Annotated in this window: 14 protein-coding genes and 1 tRNA gene; 6 read left to right on the plus strand and 9 right to left on the minus strand. The window is 73.8% G+C overall.

All coding sequences use genetic code 11. From position 1 onward, the window contains the following. Positions 1-138: 138 nt before the first annotated feature. The 3 genes from ACWENR_RS07135 to ACWENR_RS07145 form a co-directional block, all read right to left on the minus strand. Positions 139-1,296 (minus strand): branched-chain amino acid ABC transporter substrate-binding protein, encoded by a 1,158-nt coding sequence (locus ACWENR_RS07135; RefSeq protein ID WP_452276156.1) that lies wholly within the window; start codon positions 1,294-1,296, stop codon positions 139-141. Positions 1,297-1,556: 260 nt separating this feature from the next. Beyond that, on the minus strand, positions 1,557-2,723 hold the full coding sequence (locus tag ACWENR_RS07140) for a hypothetical protein (RefSeq protein ID WP_452276157.1): 1,167 nt from the start codon (positions 2,721-2,723) through the stop codon (positions 1,557-1,559). Between the two features lie 92 nt (positions 2,724-2,815). After that, a complete protein-coding gene (locus ACWENR_RS07145; RefSeq protein ID WP_043969321.1) occupies positions 2,816-3,436 on the minus strand; it encodes an ANTAR domain-containing response regulator in 621 nt (206 codons plus the stop codon). A 91-nt stretch (positions 3,437-3,527) separates the two neighbouring features. On the opposite strand from ACWENR_RS07145, the gene ACWENR_RS07150 reads away from it, so the two are divergent. Next, positions 3,528-3,604, plus strand: a tRNA-Leu gene (locus ACWENR_RS07150). A gap of 14 nt (positions 3,605-3,618) precedes the next feature. Then, the gene (locus ACWENR_RS07155) at positions 3,619-4,386 is read left to right on the plus strand and encodes a helix-turn-helix domain-containing protein (protein ID WP_452276158.1); all 768 of its coding nucleotides are present in this window, start codon (positions 3,619-3,621) and stop codon (positions 4,384-4,386) included. A 182-nt stretch (positions 4,387-4,568) separates the two neighbouring features. Here the strand turns inward: ACWENR_RS07155 and ACWENR_RS07160 are convergent, their stop codons facing one another. After that, positions 4,569-5,747 (minus strand): trans-sulfuration enzyme family protein, encoded by a 1,179-nt coding sequence (locus tag ACWENR_RS07160; RefSeq protein ID WP_452276159.1) that lies wholly within the window; start codon positions 5,745-5,747, stop codon positions 4,569-4,571. An 83-nt stretch (positions 5,748-5,830) separates the two neighbouring features. Here ACWENR_RS07160 and ACWENR_RS07165 point away from each other — a divergent pair, with 83 nt between their 5' ends. The 4 genes from ACWENR_RS07165 to ACWENR_RS07180 all read left to right on the plus strand — a co-directional run bounded on the left by ACWENR_RS07165 (position 5,831) and on the right by ACWENR_RS07180 (position 10,246). Further along, positions 5,831-6,310: an Lrp/AsnC family transcriptional regulator gene (locus ACWENR_RS07165; RefSeq protein WP_452276160.1), complete on the plus strand. Its 480-nt coding sequence runs from the start codon at positions 5,831-5,833 to the stop codon at positions 6,308-6,310. 256 nt (positions 6,311-6,566) lie between these two features. Further along, positions 6,567-7,577 (plus strand): LLM class flavin-dependent oxidoreductase, encoded by a 1,011-nt coding sequence (locus tag ACWENR_RS07170; RefSeq protein WP_452276161.1) that lies wholly within the window; start codon positions 6,567-6,569, stop codon positions 7,575-7,577. A gap of 298 nt (positions 7,578-7,875) precedes the next feature. After that, complete coding sequence (locus ACWENR_RS07175) at positions 7,876-9,309, plus strand: pyridoxal-dependent decarboxylase (protein WP_452276162.1); 1,434 nt, start codon at positions 7,876-7,878, stop codon at positions 9,307-9,309. A gap of 193 nt (positions 9,310-9,502) precedes the next feature. Further along, positions 9,503-10,246, plus strand: a complete 744-nt coding sequence (locus ACWENR_RS07180; RefSeq protein WP_452276163.1) for a helix-turn-helix domain-containing protein — start codon at positions 9,503-9,505, stop codon at positions 10,244-10,246. Between the two features lie 93 nt (positions 10,247-10,339). On the opposite strand, the gene ACWENR_RS07185 is transcribed toward ACWENR_RS07180, so the two are convergent. From ACWENR_RS07185 to ACWENR_RS07205, 5 genes are all read right to left on the minus strand, one after another. After that, positions 10,340-11,332 carry a sulfite exporter TauE/SafE family protein gene (locus tag ACWENR_RS07185; protein WP_452276199.1) on the minus strand — a complete coding sequence of 331 codons (993 nt, stop codon included), beginning with the start codon at positions 11,330-11,332 and terminating at the stop codon, positions 10,340-10,342. A gap of 272 nt (positions 11,333-11,604) precedes the next feature. Further along, complete coding sequence (locus ACWENR_RS07190; RefSeq protein WP_452276164.1) at positions 11,605-12,075, minus strand: RrF2 family transcriptional regulator; 471 nt, start codon at positions 12,073-12,075, stop codon at positions 11,605-11,607. A gap of 87 nt (positions 12,076-12,162) precedes the next feature. Beyond that, positions 12,163-13,047: an acyl-CoA thioesterase gene (locus ACWENR_RS07195; RefSeq protein WP_452276165.1), complete on the minus strand. Its 885-nt coding sequence runs from the start codon at positions 13,045-13,047 to the stop codon at positions 12,163-12,165. Next, a complete protein-coding gene (pyk, locus tag ACWENR_RS07200) occupies positions 13,044-14,492 on the minus strand; it encodes a pyruvate kinase (RefSeq protein ID WP_452276166.1) in 1,449 nt (482 codons plus the stop codon). Before pyk ends, ACWENR_RS07195 begins: the two co-directional genes overlap by 4 nt. A gap of 293 nt (positions 14,493-14,785) precedes the next feature. After that, entirely contained in the window at positions 14,786-15,151 is a 366-nt protein-coding gene (locus ACWENR_RS07205) for a YciI family protein (protein ID WP_452276167.1), read from the minus strand. Positions 15,152-15,305: the final 154 nt, after the last annotated feature.

Raw genomic sequence — 15,305 nt, forward strand, 5'->3', positions numbered from 1 at the left:
CTTTGTTGCATACCCGTCCTTCTTCTTTCACGGGTGGTACGCTCATGTTGGGTCGGTAGACAAAATGGGGGGGGGGCGGGGAGCGAGCTCCCGGCCGCACCCGCGATCACAACTCAATCGCTGTAGCAGCGACCGGCGTCAGGACTTCGGGATCTCCTGGTCCGGGACGACCTTGCCGCCCTGGACCTTGAAGGCCCAGACCTTGACCTGCGCGGGGTCGAGCTCGCCGCCCTCGACGAACTTGTAGCTCGCCGCCACACCCTCGCCGCTGTAGCCCTTCACGAACTCCAGCAGACCCTCGCGGGTGGCCTTGCCCGCCTTGATGCCGGCGAGCAGGATGTTCGCCGCGTCGTAGGCGGTGTCGCTGTAGGTGCCCGGGTCGGTGCCGTTGAGGGCCTTGTACTCCTGGGCGAAGGTGCCGCGCGCCTCGGTGGCCGGCTGGCACGGGCAGGTGAGGATGGTGCCCTCGGCCGCCGCCGCACCCGCGGAGGTGATGTACGCGGCGTCGTTCACGCCGTCGCCGGCGACCAGCGGAGCGGTGACCCCGGCAGCGGTGAGCTGCTTACGGATCAGGCCGGCCTCCTGGTAGTAGCCACCGTAGAAGATCGCCTTCACACCGGCGGCCTTCACCTTGGTGACCACGGCGGAGAACTCGACCTGCTTGCCCTCGCCCTGGACCTTGTCCGAGCCGACGACCGCCGGGCCGAGCAGCTTCTTGACCTCGTCGGCCAGGCCGGCGCCGTACGCGGACTGGTCGTCGATGACGTAGACCTTGTCGGCCTTCAGCACGTTCTTGATGTAGTTGCCGGCCGCGGGGCCCTGGCTGAAGTCGTTGCCGACCGCGCGGAAGAAGGTCTTCCAGCCCTGCTCCGCCAGGCTCGGGCGGGTCGCGGAGGGGGTGATGGTCACCAGACCGGCCTCGTTGAACAGCGGGCCGGCGGCCTCCGACTCACCCGAGTAGGCCGGGCCGACCACGCCGAGGATCTTCGTGTCGTCGATGGCCTTCTGGGCCAGCTGCGGAGCCTGGTCCGGGCTGCCCTGCGAGTCCAGCGGAACCAGCTCGACCTTGCAGTCGGCGTTTTCCTTGTTGTACTTGTCGACGGCCAGCTTGACGCCGTTGTTCTCGTTGATGCCGAGCGCCGCCGAGCTGCCGGTCAGCGCGCCGAAGAACGCGATCTTGCTGCCACAGGCGTCACCGGACGCCGTGTCGTCGCCACCGCTGGAGCATGCGGTGCCGCCGGCGACGAGCGCCAGCATGGCCACTCCACCGATAACGCGCGCGAGCTTCTGCCTCAAGGCCCGAACCCCTCCTCCGTCCCATGGTCCGAACCACCCGCTGCCGATTGGCCCTTGCGGGGGCGGACGAACCAGACCGTCGTCGCCGGTCTGGGGCCGGACGCTATCCCACCTTTGAGCTGTGACGAAAGCCCCAGCGGAGCGGGTTGACCGAACCGTTACACGCCGTGGCGGATTGGAAACGATCGCTGTAAGAACCGTCGGTCGCGAGGGCTTTTCACCTTCGGATCGTCGGTAACGGGTCAACCGTCCTCGACTCCCTACCGATCGATGGCCGACAACCCCATCCACCAGGCACGGGACGCCTGACCGTCATCGGCGACCAACAAAAGTCGATCCCCCCGCGCCGCCACCGCCACCGCCGAGTCCCCGCCGTCCGGCACCGCGCCGGGCATCACCATCGCCCGCCACGAATCCCCCGCATCGACCGAGCACCACAGTCGGTGACCGTCACCGTCGCCCGCCACCGCCACCAGGGCGCCCCCGGCCGACACCAGGCCGTCGACCGACGACACCCCCAACCCCGCCGCACGGAACCCACCCGCCCGCCGCCACTCGTCCCCGGCCAGCCGCCAGGCCCCGAACCCGTCGCGCACCGGGCCGACCGCCACCAGCCCACCGTCGACCGCCACCACCCGCTGCGCCTGCCCGCGCCCGTCCGGCGCCGGCAGGGCCACCCGCCGCCAGGCCCGCCCGTCGGCCGAGGACCAGGCCAGGGGCGCCAGCGCCGTCGCGCCCGGCGGCAGTACCGCCCCCACCACCCACCAGCCCGACGGCACGGCCACCGCGTCGTACGCCGCCGTCCGGCCACGCCCGTCGCCGGCGAGCTCCGGCACCCCCTCCCGGACGGCGAACCGCTCGCCGTCCGCCGACGTCCAGACCGCCGCCCCGTCGACCCGCGCGCCCGCGATCAACCAGCCGGCCGGCCCCGCCGCCACCCGGGCCACGCTCACCGCCCGCGGCCCCGCGTACAGCTCGAAGGGCGCGGGGACCTCGCGCAGCGCGCCACCCTCGACGAGCGCCCAGGTGCCCGTGCGGGGATTGCCGTGCACGCCGCCGTTCTTCGCCCCGAGCGCCGCCACCCGCCCGTCCCGGCAGGCGACCGCGTACAGCACGTGCTGGCGGCCGTAGAAGCTCGACGCCGCCACCGGCAGCGCCGTCCACGACAGGCCGTCGACGCTGCTCCAGGCCGCCGGCCGGGTCTCCCCCGCCGCGTCGGCCAGCCCGCCCACCACGTACCACCGGCCGGCGCACGCCACCGCGTCGCGCAGCAGCTGCCGACCGCCGGGGCCCGGCGGCGCGGGCAGGGTCAGCGCCTGCCACCGCGGGCGCAGCGGCTCGTCGACGGGCTCCGCCGGGGCCCGGTCGCAGCCGGCCGACAGCACCGCGACGACGCCCAGCACCGCCACGAGCTGCCGGATCCGCATGGGATCAGATGTTATCGATCGCCGACCCGGCGCGAAGCCCCGGCGCGCGGCATCCGGCGCGTCGTGCCGTCGCCGTCGTCGGCCGGGGCGCGTCAGGAGGCAGGCTGGGCGACCTCGCCGCCGGCGGTCTCGGCGAGGATCCGCTCGGCGACCTCCTTCATGGTCATCCGGTGGTCCATCGCCGTGCGCTGGATCCACTTGAACGCCTGCGGCTCGGTCATGCCGTACGTCGTCATCAGCGCGCCCTTCGCGCGCTCGACGGTCTTGCGGATCTCCAGCCGGTCGGTCAGCCCGGCGACCTCCGCCTCCAGGGCGGCGATCTCCGAGTAGCGGGACAGCGCGATCTCCACCGCCGGCACCAGGTCGCTCTTCTGGAAGGGCTTCACGAGGTACGCCATCGCGCCGGCCGCCCGGGCCCGCTCCACCAGGTCACGCTGGCTGAACGCGGTCAGGATGATCACCGGGGCGATCCGCGCTCCCGCGATCCGCTCGGCGGCGGCCAGCCCGTCCATGATCGGCATCTTGATGTCGAGGATCACCAGGTCGGGCTTCAGCTCCTCGGCGAGCCGGACGGCGGTCTCACCGTCGCCGGCCTCCCCGACCACCTCGTAGCCCTCTTCGACCAGCATCTCGGCGAGGTCCAGTCGGATGAGCGCCTCGTCCTCGGCGATCAGTACGCGCCTGCGCTCGGCGTCCGTCTGCGTCTCGGCCACGAGCCACTCCCACAAGTCTGCTCGACACCCGCCGTGCCGGGTGTCGCCGCCCTTAGCGTAGTGGGTAGTCTGTCAGGGCCGAACTGGAGAAGCCCCTGTACTCCAACCGGAAGAGAGACGGAGCTCAAACCTCCGACAGTGTGGGTTCGAGTCCCACCGGGGGCACCAGAAACGTCGTACGTATGTTCGACGATGGTGACGTGCATCCACCCGAGATCCGCGCTCACGCCCGGCGGTTGTACCTCTCCGGAGCGAGCGTCGCTGAGGCTGCCCGCGCCGTCGGCCTCTCCTACCACACCGTCTGGCACTGGTGTCGTGATCGGCCAGCACCACTCATGCAGCCGACTGCGCTGCGCTGCTTTCGCTGCCGACCGAACGTCGACAATCCGACAGACCCGGCCGCCTACGCCTACCTCCTGGGTCTCTACCTCGGCGACGGCCACCTGGTCACGACCACACGGATCCCGGTGCTGCGCGTCTACTGCTCGGACGCCTGGCCCGACTTGATCACCCGCTGCGAGCAGGCCATGCGGCAAGTCCTCGCCGGCGCCGTGCATCGCGTGCAGAAGCAGGGCTGCGTGGTCGTGCAGAGTTATGGCAACCACTGGCCGTGCCTTCTGCCCCAGCACGGGCGCGGCAAGAAACACGACCGGCCGATCGTCCTGACCAACTGGCAGGAGGAGTTGGTCACGAAGCACCCGGGCGCCTTCGCGCGCGGCCTGTTCCACTCGGACGGGTGCCGCTTCGCGAATCGGGTCACCGTCGGAGGCAAGGAGTACGTCTACCCGCGCTACATGTTCACCAACGAGTCGAGCGACATCATGGGCCTCTGCCAGTGGGCGCTGGACCTGCTCGGCGTCGCGTGGCGGATGAACCGCCGCAACTCCCTCTCGGTGGCCCGCCGCGAGGCCGTCGCCACTCTCGACCGCCACGTCGGCCCCAAGTCGTGACCGTGCCGCCCAGCCGACCCCCACCGCCGGCCCCGACCGACGACCCAGCCGACCCCGACGGGTGGAACACCACGGGTGTCAACGAGCCCGGTTGGCACCCGTGGTGTTCCACTCGTTCGCCACGACGACTCATCCCCACAGGGTCACTCCGGTTGGGGAGCGGCCGGCGGCGTCGGTTCGGGTCAGCCGAGTTCGGCGAGGGCGCGCGCCAGGTCCGTGCGCAGGTCCTCCGGGCCCTCCAGGCCGACGGAGACGCGCAGCAGGCCGCCGACGGGCTTGGCCTCGCCCTCGACCGGGCGGTGGGTCAGCGAAGCCGGGTGCTGGATGAGGGTGTCGACGCCGCCGAGCGACACCGCGTGGGTGATCAGTTGGCACGCGTTCGCGACGGCTGCCGCGGCGGGCGCGCCGCCGCGTACCTCGAAGGCGAGGAGGCTGCCCGGGCCGCTCATCTGCCGGCCGACGAGCCCGGCCGGGTCGTGCAGTGACGGGTGGTACGCCCGGGTGACGGCCGGGTGGGCGGCGAGCCAGGCGGCGAGTTTCTCGGCGCCGGCCTGCTGGGCGCGGACCCGCACCGGCAGGGTCTGCAGGCCGCGGTGCAGCAGGTACGCGCCGAGGGGGTGGAGGATCGCGCCGGTGAGCGCGCGGACCTGGCGCAGCCGGGCGGCCCAGTCGGCGTCGCAGGCGACCGCGCCGGCGAGGACGTCGCCGTGGCCGCCGATGCTCTTGGTGGCGCTGTGCAGCACGAGGGCGGCGCCGTGGCGGGTGGGCTGCTGGAGCACGGGGGTCGCGACGGTGTTGTCGACGAGCAGGGGGACGTCGCCGGCGGCCCGGGCGAGCGCGGCGATGTCCACCAGGTCGAGGGTGGGGTTGGCCGGGGTCTCGGCGATCACCAGCGCGGTGTCGGGGCGGACGGCGGCGGCGACCTCGTCGGGATGGGCCCAGGTCACGGTGGTGCCGAGCAGGCCGGTGGCGAGCACGTGGTCGGTGCCGCCGTAGAGCGGGCGGACGGCGACGAGGTGGCGCCGGCCGTCGCGGGTGGCGGCGAGCAGGGTGGCGGTGAGGGCCGCCATGCCGCTGGCGAACGCGACGGCGTCGGTGGTGCCTTCGAGGGCGGCGAGCGCGGTCTCGAAGCGGGCGACCGTGGGGTTCCACAGGCGCTGGTAGACGGCGCTGCCGCCGGCGGGGAGGGTGCCCCCGGTGGCGAGGGTCTCGTAGGCGTCGCCGCCGGCCTCGACCGACGGGAGCGGGTTGGTGGTGGAGAAGTCGATGGGCGGCACGTGGACGCCGAGGGCAGCGAGGTCGTCGCGGCCGGCGTGCACGGCTCGGGTGTCCACGGTCGTCATGCGGGAAGGATCGAACATATCTCCACCGCAGGGCAATAGATCCGAAGATGATTCGGTAACGTTCCTCTCGTTGTTGTGCCGATTCGGTGGAGGAGTTCTCCATGCCCCTTGCGACGAATGATGTGCGGCGGTTCGCGGCCCTCGACGACACCGACCGCGCGATCCTGTCGGAGTTGGCCGCCGACGGGCGGCTGCCGAACAACGCCCTGGCCGAGCGGGTCGGGGTGGCGCCGTCGACGTGCCTGACCCGCACCCGGGCGCTGCGGGAGTGCGGCGCGATCCGGGGGTTCCACGCGGAGGTGGATCCGGCCGCGGTGGGGCTGCCGTTGCAGGCGCTGGTGTCGGTGCGGTTGACCGCGCACGAGCGGGCGGTGGTGGACGCCTTCCGGGCGCGGTCGGTGCGGTTCCCGGGGGTGGTGTCGGTGTTCCACGTGGCGGGCGCGGAGGACTACGTGCTGCACGTGCGGGCCGCGTCGGCGGACGCGTTGCGGGATTTCGTGCTGGACCACCTGGCGGTAGATCCGGCGGTGCAGCACACCCAGACGAGCCTGATCTTCGAGCAGGCCAGGGGCCAGGGCTGAGGCGCGGGCCACGGCTGAGGCGCGGGCCAGAACCGAGACGCAGGCCAGGACCGAGACGCAGGTCAGAACCGAGACGCAGGCCAGGACCGAGACGCAGGTCAGAACCGAGACGCAGGCCAGGACCGAGACGCAGGTCAGAGCCGAGACGCGGGTCAGGGCCGAGGCGCGGGTCAGAGCCAGGGGCGCGGGGGCAGGGCGGGCGTGGGACTGGTTGCGTCGGGGAACAATTCGGCGGCGGCCCGGGTTGCCCTGCTATGTGATCAACGTACCGCTGTCTGTTCTTGACCTCGCACCGGTCGCGGCCGGCGCCACGGCCGGTGAGGCCCTGCGACACACCACCGAGCTGGCCCGGCGCACGGAGGAGCTGGGATACCACCGGTTCTGGGTGGCCGAGCACCACAACATGCCGGGAATCGCGAGCTCCGCGCCGGCCGTGCTGCTGGCGCACCTGGCCGCGCACACGTCGACGATCCGGCTGGGCTCGGGCGGGGTGATGCTGCCCAACCACGCGCCGCTGGTGGTGGCCGAGCAGTTCGGCACCCTCGACGCGTTGCACCCGGGCCGGATCGACCTGGGCATCGGGCGCGCCCCGGGCACCGACCAGGTGACCGCGCTGGCACTGCGCCGGACCATGGAGGGGCTGTCGGCGGAGGGTTTCCCCCGGGAGCTGGCGGACCTGATGAACTACTTCACCGGCGAGCGGCCCGGGCCGATCACCGCCACCCCCGGCCGCGGCCAGCAGCCGGCGGTCTGGCTGCTCGGCTCCAGCGGGTTCAGCGCCCAACTGGCCGGGATGCTGGGGTTGCCGTTCTCGTTCGCGCACCACTTCAGCTCACAGCACACGCTGCCCGCGCTGGCGCTGTACCGGCAGAGCTTCCGGCCGTCGCGGTGGCTCGCCGAGCCGTACGCGATGGTGGCGGTCAACGCGGTCTGCGCGGACACCGACGAGCGGGCGGAGTGGCTGGCGGGGCCGAGCGCGCTGTCGCTGCTGCGGCTGCGCTCGGGGCGCCCGGGGCCGCTGGCGTCACCGGACGAGGCGGCGGCGTACCCCTACACGGAGATCGAGCGGGAGTTCGTGCGGCAGCGTCGCGACGGGCAGGCGATGGGGTCGCCGGAGACGGTACGGCAACAGCTCGGTGACCTGCTGGCGCGTACCGGGGCGGACGAGCTGATGCTGGCGACGCTCGTGTACGACGTGGCCGACCGGGTGCGGTCGTTCGAGCTGATCGCGAACAAGGTGGCCGGTGGGCTGCGCCGGGACGGCTGAAACACGATCTTCACGTCGCCGTCACCGGGGAGACGCGCGGGCCGCCTAGGTTTGTCCTCGGTGGTGGTACGGCATCTCCGGTCGGGACGGGTCGGGGATGCCGCGGTGTGGGGCACCGGGCCCCGGCTGTGCGGATTCCGCGGCCGGGCCCGGTGCCTGTCCCCCACCGATGCCTGCCCCCGACGGTCTGTCCCGCGCCGGCGCCTGCCCCCGACGGTCTGTCCCGCGCCGATGCCTGCCGCGCGCCGGCGAGCGCCGTTTCCTTGCCCTCGGCCGGAAATCTTGATCGACTCAGCTCGTGGCTGAGCACATGACCCCGGACGAGTTCCGCCGCGCCGGGCACGCCGTGGTGGACTGGATCGCCGACTACTGGGCGACGGTGGGGCAACGCCCGGTGGCGTCGCAGGATCCGCCCGGCGCCGTGGCCGCCCGGCTGCCCGCCGGCCCGCCGGAGCACGGCGAGCCGGTGGAGGCGGTCCTCGCCGACCTGGACGCCCTCGTCGTCCCCGGTCTGACGCACTGGCAGCACCCCGGGTTCTTCGGCTACTTCCCCGCGAACACCTCCGGTCCCAGCGTGCTCGGCGACCTGGTCAGTTCGGGGCTGGGGGTGCAGGGCATGCTCTGGGCCACCGGCCCGGCGTGCACCGAGCTGGAGACGGTGATGCTGGACTGGCTCGCCGAGCTGCTGGCCCTGCCGAAGCGGTTCCGCTCCGGCTCCGGCGGCGGCGGGGTGATCCAGGACTCGGCGTCGTCGGCGACGCTGGTGGCGACCCTGGTCGCGCTGCACCGCGCCGGCGGTGGCCGGTGGCGGGAGGTCGGCGTCGACCGCCGTTACCGCGCCTACGCGTCCACCCAGGGGCACTCCTCGATCGAGAAGGCCGCGCGGATCGCCGGGCTGGGCGCCGACGGCGTACGGCCGGTCGAGGTCGACCCGGAGACGCAGGCGATGTCCCCGGCGGCGCTGCGCGCGGCGATCGAGGCGGACGTGGCGGCCGGGGTGGTGCCGGCGCTCGTGGTGGCGACCGTCGGGACCACGTCCACGACCGCCGTCGACCCGCTGCCGGAGATCGGCGCGATCTGCGCCGAGTACGGGATCTTCCTGCACGTCGACGCCGCGTACGCGGGGGCGGCGGCGGTCTGCCCGGAGCTGCGGTTCGGGCACGCCGGCCTGGAGCACGCCGACTCGTACTGCTTCGATCCGCACAAGTGGCTGCTGACCGGCTTCGACTGCGACGCGTTCTGGGTGGCCGACGCGGCGGAGCTGATCGAGGCGCTGAGCGTGCTGCCGGAGTACCTGCGCAACGCCGCCAGCGAGTCGGGCGCGGTGATCGACTATCGGGACTGGCAGGTGCCGCTGGGGCGCCGGTTCCGGGCGTTGAAGCTCTGGTTCGTGCTGCGCTGGTACGGCGTCGAGGGGCTGCGGGCGCACATCCGGTCGGGGGTGGCGCTGGCCGCCCGGTTCGCCGAGCGGGTCCGCGGCGACGACCGGTTCGCGCTGGTGGGGGCGCACCCGTACTCGCTGGTCTGCTTCCGGTTGCGCGCGGACGACGAGGTCAACGCGGAGCTGCTGGCCCGGGTGAACGCCACGGGCCGGGTGTACCTGACGCACACCCGGGTCGACGGCCGCTACACGCTGCGCCTGGCTGTCGGCTCCCCGCAGACCACCGAGGCCCACGTCGACGAGGCGTGGTCCCTGCTCGGCGACGCCGCGACCGACCTGCTCCCCCGCTGACCGGTGCGGGGGCGGCCCGGGCCGTCGGTCCCGCCGCCGCCGGGCCACGGTCGGGGCCGGGGCGGGACTCCGGGCCGCCCCCCGCACCGTCGTTTCCGACTGAGGAAACGCTACGTTGTGGTCGGGGGCGGGGCGACGAGATCGTCGCGGGATCCGAACCGCCCCGGCTAGATACCGGACAGGAGGGGACGCGGTGCCGGGAGGCAGGCTCACCCAGCAGGAACGCCAGCAGATCGCGCTGGGGCTCGCCGACGGGCTCGCGTACGCGGAGATCGCCAGACGTCTCGACCGTCCCACCTCGACGGTCACTCGTGAGGTGATGCGCAACGGCGGCCCCACCGCCTACCGCGCCGACGTGGCGCACCGCGCCACCGAGCGTCGCGCCCACCGGCGCCGCAAGGCCGCCGCCCCGGGGACGCCGCGGGCGTCCGCGCCGGCCTACGGGCGCGACGGCTCGGCCGTCCGCGAGTACGAGGAGGTCTTCACCACGCTCCTGATGCAGCAGGGCCTGCCCAGGATGGCGTCCCGGGTGCTCACCTGTCTCTACACCACCGACGCGGGCAGTCTCACCGCGGCCGACCTCGTCCAGCGGCTCCAGGTCAGCCCGGCGTCCGTCTCCAAGGCGGTGGCCCAGCTGGAGAGCCTGGGACTGGTCCGCCGGGACCGCGACGAACGCCGCCGCGAGCGCTACGTCGTCGACGACGACGTCTGGTACCAGTCGATGATCAGCAACGCCCGGTCCCTCGCCCAGCTCGCCGAGACGGCGCGCAACGGCATCGGCGTCCTCGGGTCCGACACCCCCGCCGCCGCCCGCCTGGAGAACATCGCCCGCTTCGTCGACTTCATCGGCGAGAGCATCACCCGCGCCGCGGAGCAGGCCCGCGGCATCCTCTACACGAAGCCTCCGGTGGACGCCGACCACCGGCGTACGCGCTGATCCCCGGCGCGGGAGACGGCACTGGCGGGTTGCCGGGACGCGCTCGAACCACGGCGCTGGCGAAGGTGCCGGGGCGCGCTCGAACCACGGCGCCTACCGGGGTGCCGGGGCGCGCTCGAACCTCGGTGCCGGCGGGGTGTCCGGCGTCCGCCGCGGTGCCGCGCCCGCGGGAACGCCGAGGGCCGCCCCGGCGTGGTCGGCGAGGGCGGTCGCGGCGACGCTCCGCTGCCGGCGGGCGCGCAGCAGCACCCGGACGGCCAACGCCAGGGCGACGATCCAGGCGGCGGCCAGCACCGCGTAGACCGTGGGCCGCGCCGGGCCGCCGAGGTCGGCGGCGCGCATCAGGGTGCGGGCGTTGGTCAGCACGATCACGCCACCGATGGTCGCGCCGAGCAGCTGGGCGGGGACGATCCGGACGAGCCAGGCGGCGACCGGCGCGGCGATCAGCCCGCCGACGAGCAGCGCGGCCACCATGGGCAGCAGGAAGCCCTCCGAGCCGAGGCCGATGAGGAAGCCGATGCTGGCGGCACCGGCGACCACGAACTCCGCCGTGTCCACCGAGCCGATCACCTTGCGCGGCTCCATCCGGCCGCTGACCAGCAGCGCCGGCGTGGCGACCGGCCCCCATCCGCCGCCGCCCGTGGCGTCGACGAAGCCGGCGACCAGCCCGAGCGGGCCGAGGAAGCGCCCGCGCAGCCGGCCGGCGCGCCGGTCCGTGCGCAGCGGTCGGGTGAAGCGCACCAGCAGGTACGCGCCGAGGGTGAACAGGATGCCGGCCATCCACGGCGCGGCCGACTCCGTGGAGATCGCGCTGAGGAAGGTGGCGCCGGCGAAGGCGCCCAGCGCTCCGGGGACGGCGATGCGGGCGACCACCCGCCAGTCGACGTTGCCGAACCGCCAGTGCGCGACCCCGGCGGCGAGCGTCGTGCCGATCTCGGCCAGGTGCACCGAGGCCGACGCCGCGGCCGGGGCGACGCCGACGAAGAGCAGCAGCGTGGAGGAGGTGAGCCCGTACGCCATGCCGAGCGCGCCGTCGACGAGTTGCGCGGCGAGCCCGACCAGCGCGAGGACCAGCAGCTTGCGCACGAGCGCCCCCAGACTTTTCGGCATCTCCTATCGACTTGGTCGACAATGCGGCACGCGCGGGCCCGGGGTCAACCCTCCGACCGGTCAGTGAGACGACAGTGACGGGCAGGCGTCAGGTCCGTGGGCGGCCCGGCCCGGTCACCCGCTCGGCGGTCGCGCCGGCGTCGGGCCCGGCGCGTGGCCGGTTCGGTGAACCGCTCGGGCCGGTCGCGCCGGCGTCAGGTCCAGGCGCATTGGCCGGTTCGCTGACCCGCCTGGGCGCCGCGCCGGCGTCAGGTCCAGGCGCGCGGGTCGGCGGCCAGTTCGGTGACCCGCTCGGGCAGCGTGCCGGCGGCCACGTCGGCGACGGTCACCAGTTCCAGGATCTGGCGCTCGCTGGCCCGCAGGGCGATCCAGACCTCCTGGAGGGCGCGGGCGGCGCCGTGGTAGCCGAGTTCCTCGGGCCGCTGCCCGCGGACGTGGGCGAGCGGTCCGTCGATCACCCGGATCACCTCGGCCAGCGAGATCTCACCGCCCGGCCGGGCCAGCCAGTAGCCGCCCTCGGGGCCGCGCTGGGCGTGCACGATGCCGCCCCGGCGCAGTTGCAGCAGGATGCTCTCCAGGAACTTCGGCGGGATCTCCTGGGCGCGGGCGATCTGCTCGGCGGTCACCGGCCGACCTCGCCCGGCCCCGGCGCCGCCGGTCACCGAGGCGAGCTCGGCGACCGCGCGGAGGGCGTAGTCGACCCGGGCGGAGAGACGCATGCCGGAAAGGTTAACCCGCTGGTCACTCCGCCCGGCCGATCACCCCTCGGCCGATCGGCCGACGGCGATGTGCCGTCGGGGCGGAGGTCACTCCCCGACGCGGCGCAGCAGCCCCTCCTGCACGGCGCTGGCGATGTGCCGGCCGTCGACGGTGAACAGCCGGCCGGTGGCGAGCCCTCGGGCGCCGGACGCGGACGGGCTCCAGCAGTCGTAGAGGAACCACTCGTCGGCGCGGAACGGCCGGTGGAACCAGAGGGCGTGGTCGAGGCTGGCCCCCACCACGCCGCCCGGGCCCCACACCTCGCCGTGCACCGACAGCACCGAGTCGAGCAGCGTCAGGTCGGAGGCGTAGGTCAGCGCGCAGGCGTGCAGCAGCGGGTCGTCGGGCAGCTTGCCGTCGATGCGCATCCAGACCCGCTGGTGCGGGTCGGCGGGGCGGTCGCCGGGACGTACCCAGCCGGGCTCGCCGACGTAGCGGACGTCGATCGGGCGCGGGATCTGGGCCCAGATGCCGAGCCGCTCCGGGTAGCGGGAGAGCCGGTCGGCCATCGTCGGAACCTCGTCGGGCCCCGGCACGTCCGGCGGGGTCGGGGCGTGGTGGTCCAGGCCTTCCTCGGGGCGGTGGAACGACGCCGACATGAAGAAGATCGGCTTGCCGTGCTGGAGCGCCACCGACCGGCGCACCGAGAAGGAGCGGCCGTCGCGGACGTTCTCCACCTCGTAGGTGATCGGCTCGCTGGGGTCGCCGCCGCGCACGAAGTAGCCGTGCAGGGAGTGCACGAAGCGCGTCGGGTCGACGGTCCGGCCGGCGGCCACCAGCGCCTGGCCGGCGACCTGCCCGCCGTACACCCGCTGGGGGCCGACCGGCGGGCTCATCCCCCGGAAGCTCATCTCGCCGGTGTGCTCCAGGTCGAGCACCTCCAGCAGCTGGTCGACCGCGGCCTGGCCGACCGCGACCTCCGGGCCGCTCACTGCAACGCCCGCGCGGACGCGGCGTCGACCAGCGACCCGAGCTGGTGTACGCGCAGCGTGTTGGTCGAGCCGGGGGTGCCGGGCGGGCTGCCGGCGACGATCACCACGTAGTCGCCGGGGTCGGCCCGGTTGAGCCCGAGCAGCGCCTGGTCGACCTGGCGGAACATCTCGTCGGTGTGCTCGACGAACGGCATCAGGAACGTCTCCACGCCCCAGGAGAGGGCGAGCTGGTTGCGCACCTCGGGCACCGGGGTGAAGGCGAGCAGCGGCAGGTCGCAGTGCAGCCGGGACAGCCGCCGCACGGTGTCGCCGGTCTGCGAGAAGGCGACCATGGCCTTCGCGCCGATGGCCCGGGCGATGGAGGAGGCCGCGACGGTGAGCGCGCCGCCGTGCGTACGCGGGTCGTGCTGCAGGCGCGGCACGCCGATCGAGCCGGACTCGGTGGTGGTGACGATCTTCGCCATGGTGCTGACGGTGAGCACCGGGTACTTGCCGACGCTGGTCTCGCCGGAGAGCATGACCGCGTCCGCGCCGTCGAGCACGGCGTTGGCCACGTCGGAGGCCTCGGCGCGGGTCGGGCGGGAATTCTCGATCATCGAGTCGAGCATCTGGGTGGCCACGATGACCGGCTTGGCGTTCTCCCGGCAGAGCTGCACGGCGCGCTTCTGCACCAGCGGGACCTGGTCCAGCGGCAGCTCCACGCCGAGGTCGCCGCGCGCCACCATGACGCCGTCGAAGGCCAGCACGATCTGCTCCAGGCAGTCGACGGCCTCGGGCTTCTCCACCTTGGCCAGCACCGGCCGGCGCACCCCGACCTCGGCCATGATGCCGTGCACCAGCTTGATGTCGTCGGCGGCGCGGACGAAGGAGAGCGCGATCAGGTCGACGCCGAGGCCGAGGGCGAAGCGCAGGTCCTCGGCGTCCTTCTCGGACATCGCGGGCACGCTGACCGCGACGTTGGGCAGCGAGACGCCCTTGTTGTTGGAGACCGGGCCGCCCTCGGTGACCAGGCAGCGGATGTCGTTGCCGGTGACGTCGGTGACCTCGACGGCGACCCGCCCGTCGTCGATCAGCAGCCGGTCGCCGGGCTTGACCTCCTGGGGAAGCTTGCGGTAGGTGCAGGAGACCCGGTCCTTGGTGCCGAGGACGTCGTCGCCGGTGATGACGACCGAGTCGCCGGTGCGCCACTCGTGCGGGCCGTCGGCGAAGCGACCGAGCCGGATCTTCGGGCCCTGGAGGTCGGCGAGCACGGCCACCGGCCGGCCGGCCGCCTCGGCGGCCTCGCGGACCAGTCGGTAGACCGCCTCGTGGTCGGAGTGGCTGCCGTGGCTGAAGTTGAGCCTGGCCACGTTCATGCCGGCCTCGACGAGCCCCCGGATCCGCTCCGGCGACGAGGTGGCGGGACCAAGGGTGCAGACGATCTTCGCGCGGCGTGTCACGCCCATCAGGCTAGTCTCTCCTCCGGGTCGGGATGCGGGCCGACCCCTTGCGGGCTGCGGAACATTGTCCAACGACGCGCGTCACGCGCGCAGCCGGCGGGCGGGACCCACGTCGGAACGTCGAGGGCGGCGGGCAACGGCGACCGCGCGCCCGGAATCGTACGCCCCCGGCGCGACCGGACACCCGGGTGCCTCCCCGCCGCCCCAGCCCGACCCCGACGGCGCCGGCGGAACCGACGCGGCGGCCGCCGTCGGCCCGCCGACCCGTGCCCGCCCGCGACGCGCGGGGCCGGCGCGGGCTAGCTCTGCGTCTTGACCAGCGGGAACTCCAGCGAGCCCGCCGGGCAGAGGAAGGTCATCACGTCCACCCGGTAGAGCCCCGCCTGCACGGCCGGGTCGGCCTCCATCACGCTGCGCACGTCGTCCACGGACCCGGTCCGGGCCAGGCCGAAGCCGATCGGCGGGTCCGGCTCGCGGGCCGGGCCGTCCACCGAGCCGGCGACCAGGATGATCCCCCGCCGTTGCAGGGCCTGCATGTGGGTCAGGTGCTCGGCCTGCAACCGCTGCACCGTCTCCGCCGGCAGGGCCCGCCCGGCCGGGCCGGGATACAGCACGATGCACTCGTACGTGTCGAGCGCGAAGTCGACCTGCGGCACTCCCGTCATGGCGTTCCCTCCCGCGTCGCGCCGCGCGGCGACCCCTGGTCGACGCCGGCCGGCCCGGGCCCAGCGTCGCACGCGCGGGCCGCCGGCACGGGCGCTCCGGCCAACTCCGCCCACGCCCGGTCCGGTTGCCGCCCGGGCGCGCCGTTTCGCCCGC

Source organism: Micromonospora sp. NPDC004336, assembly GCF_053602615.1.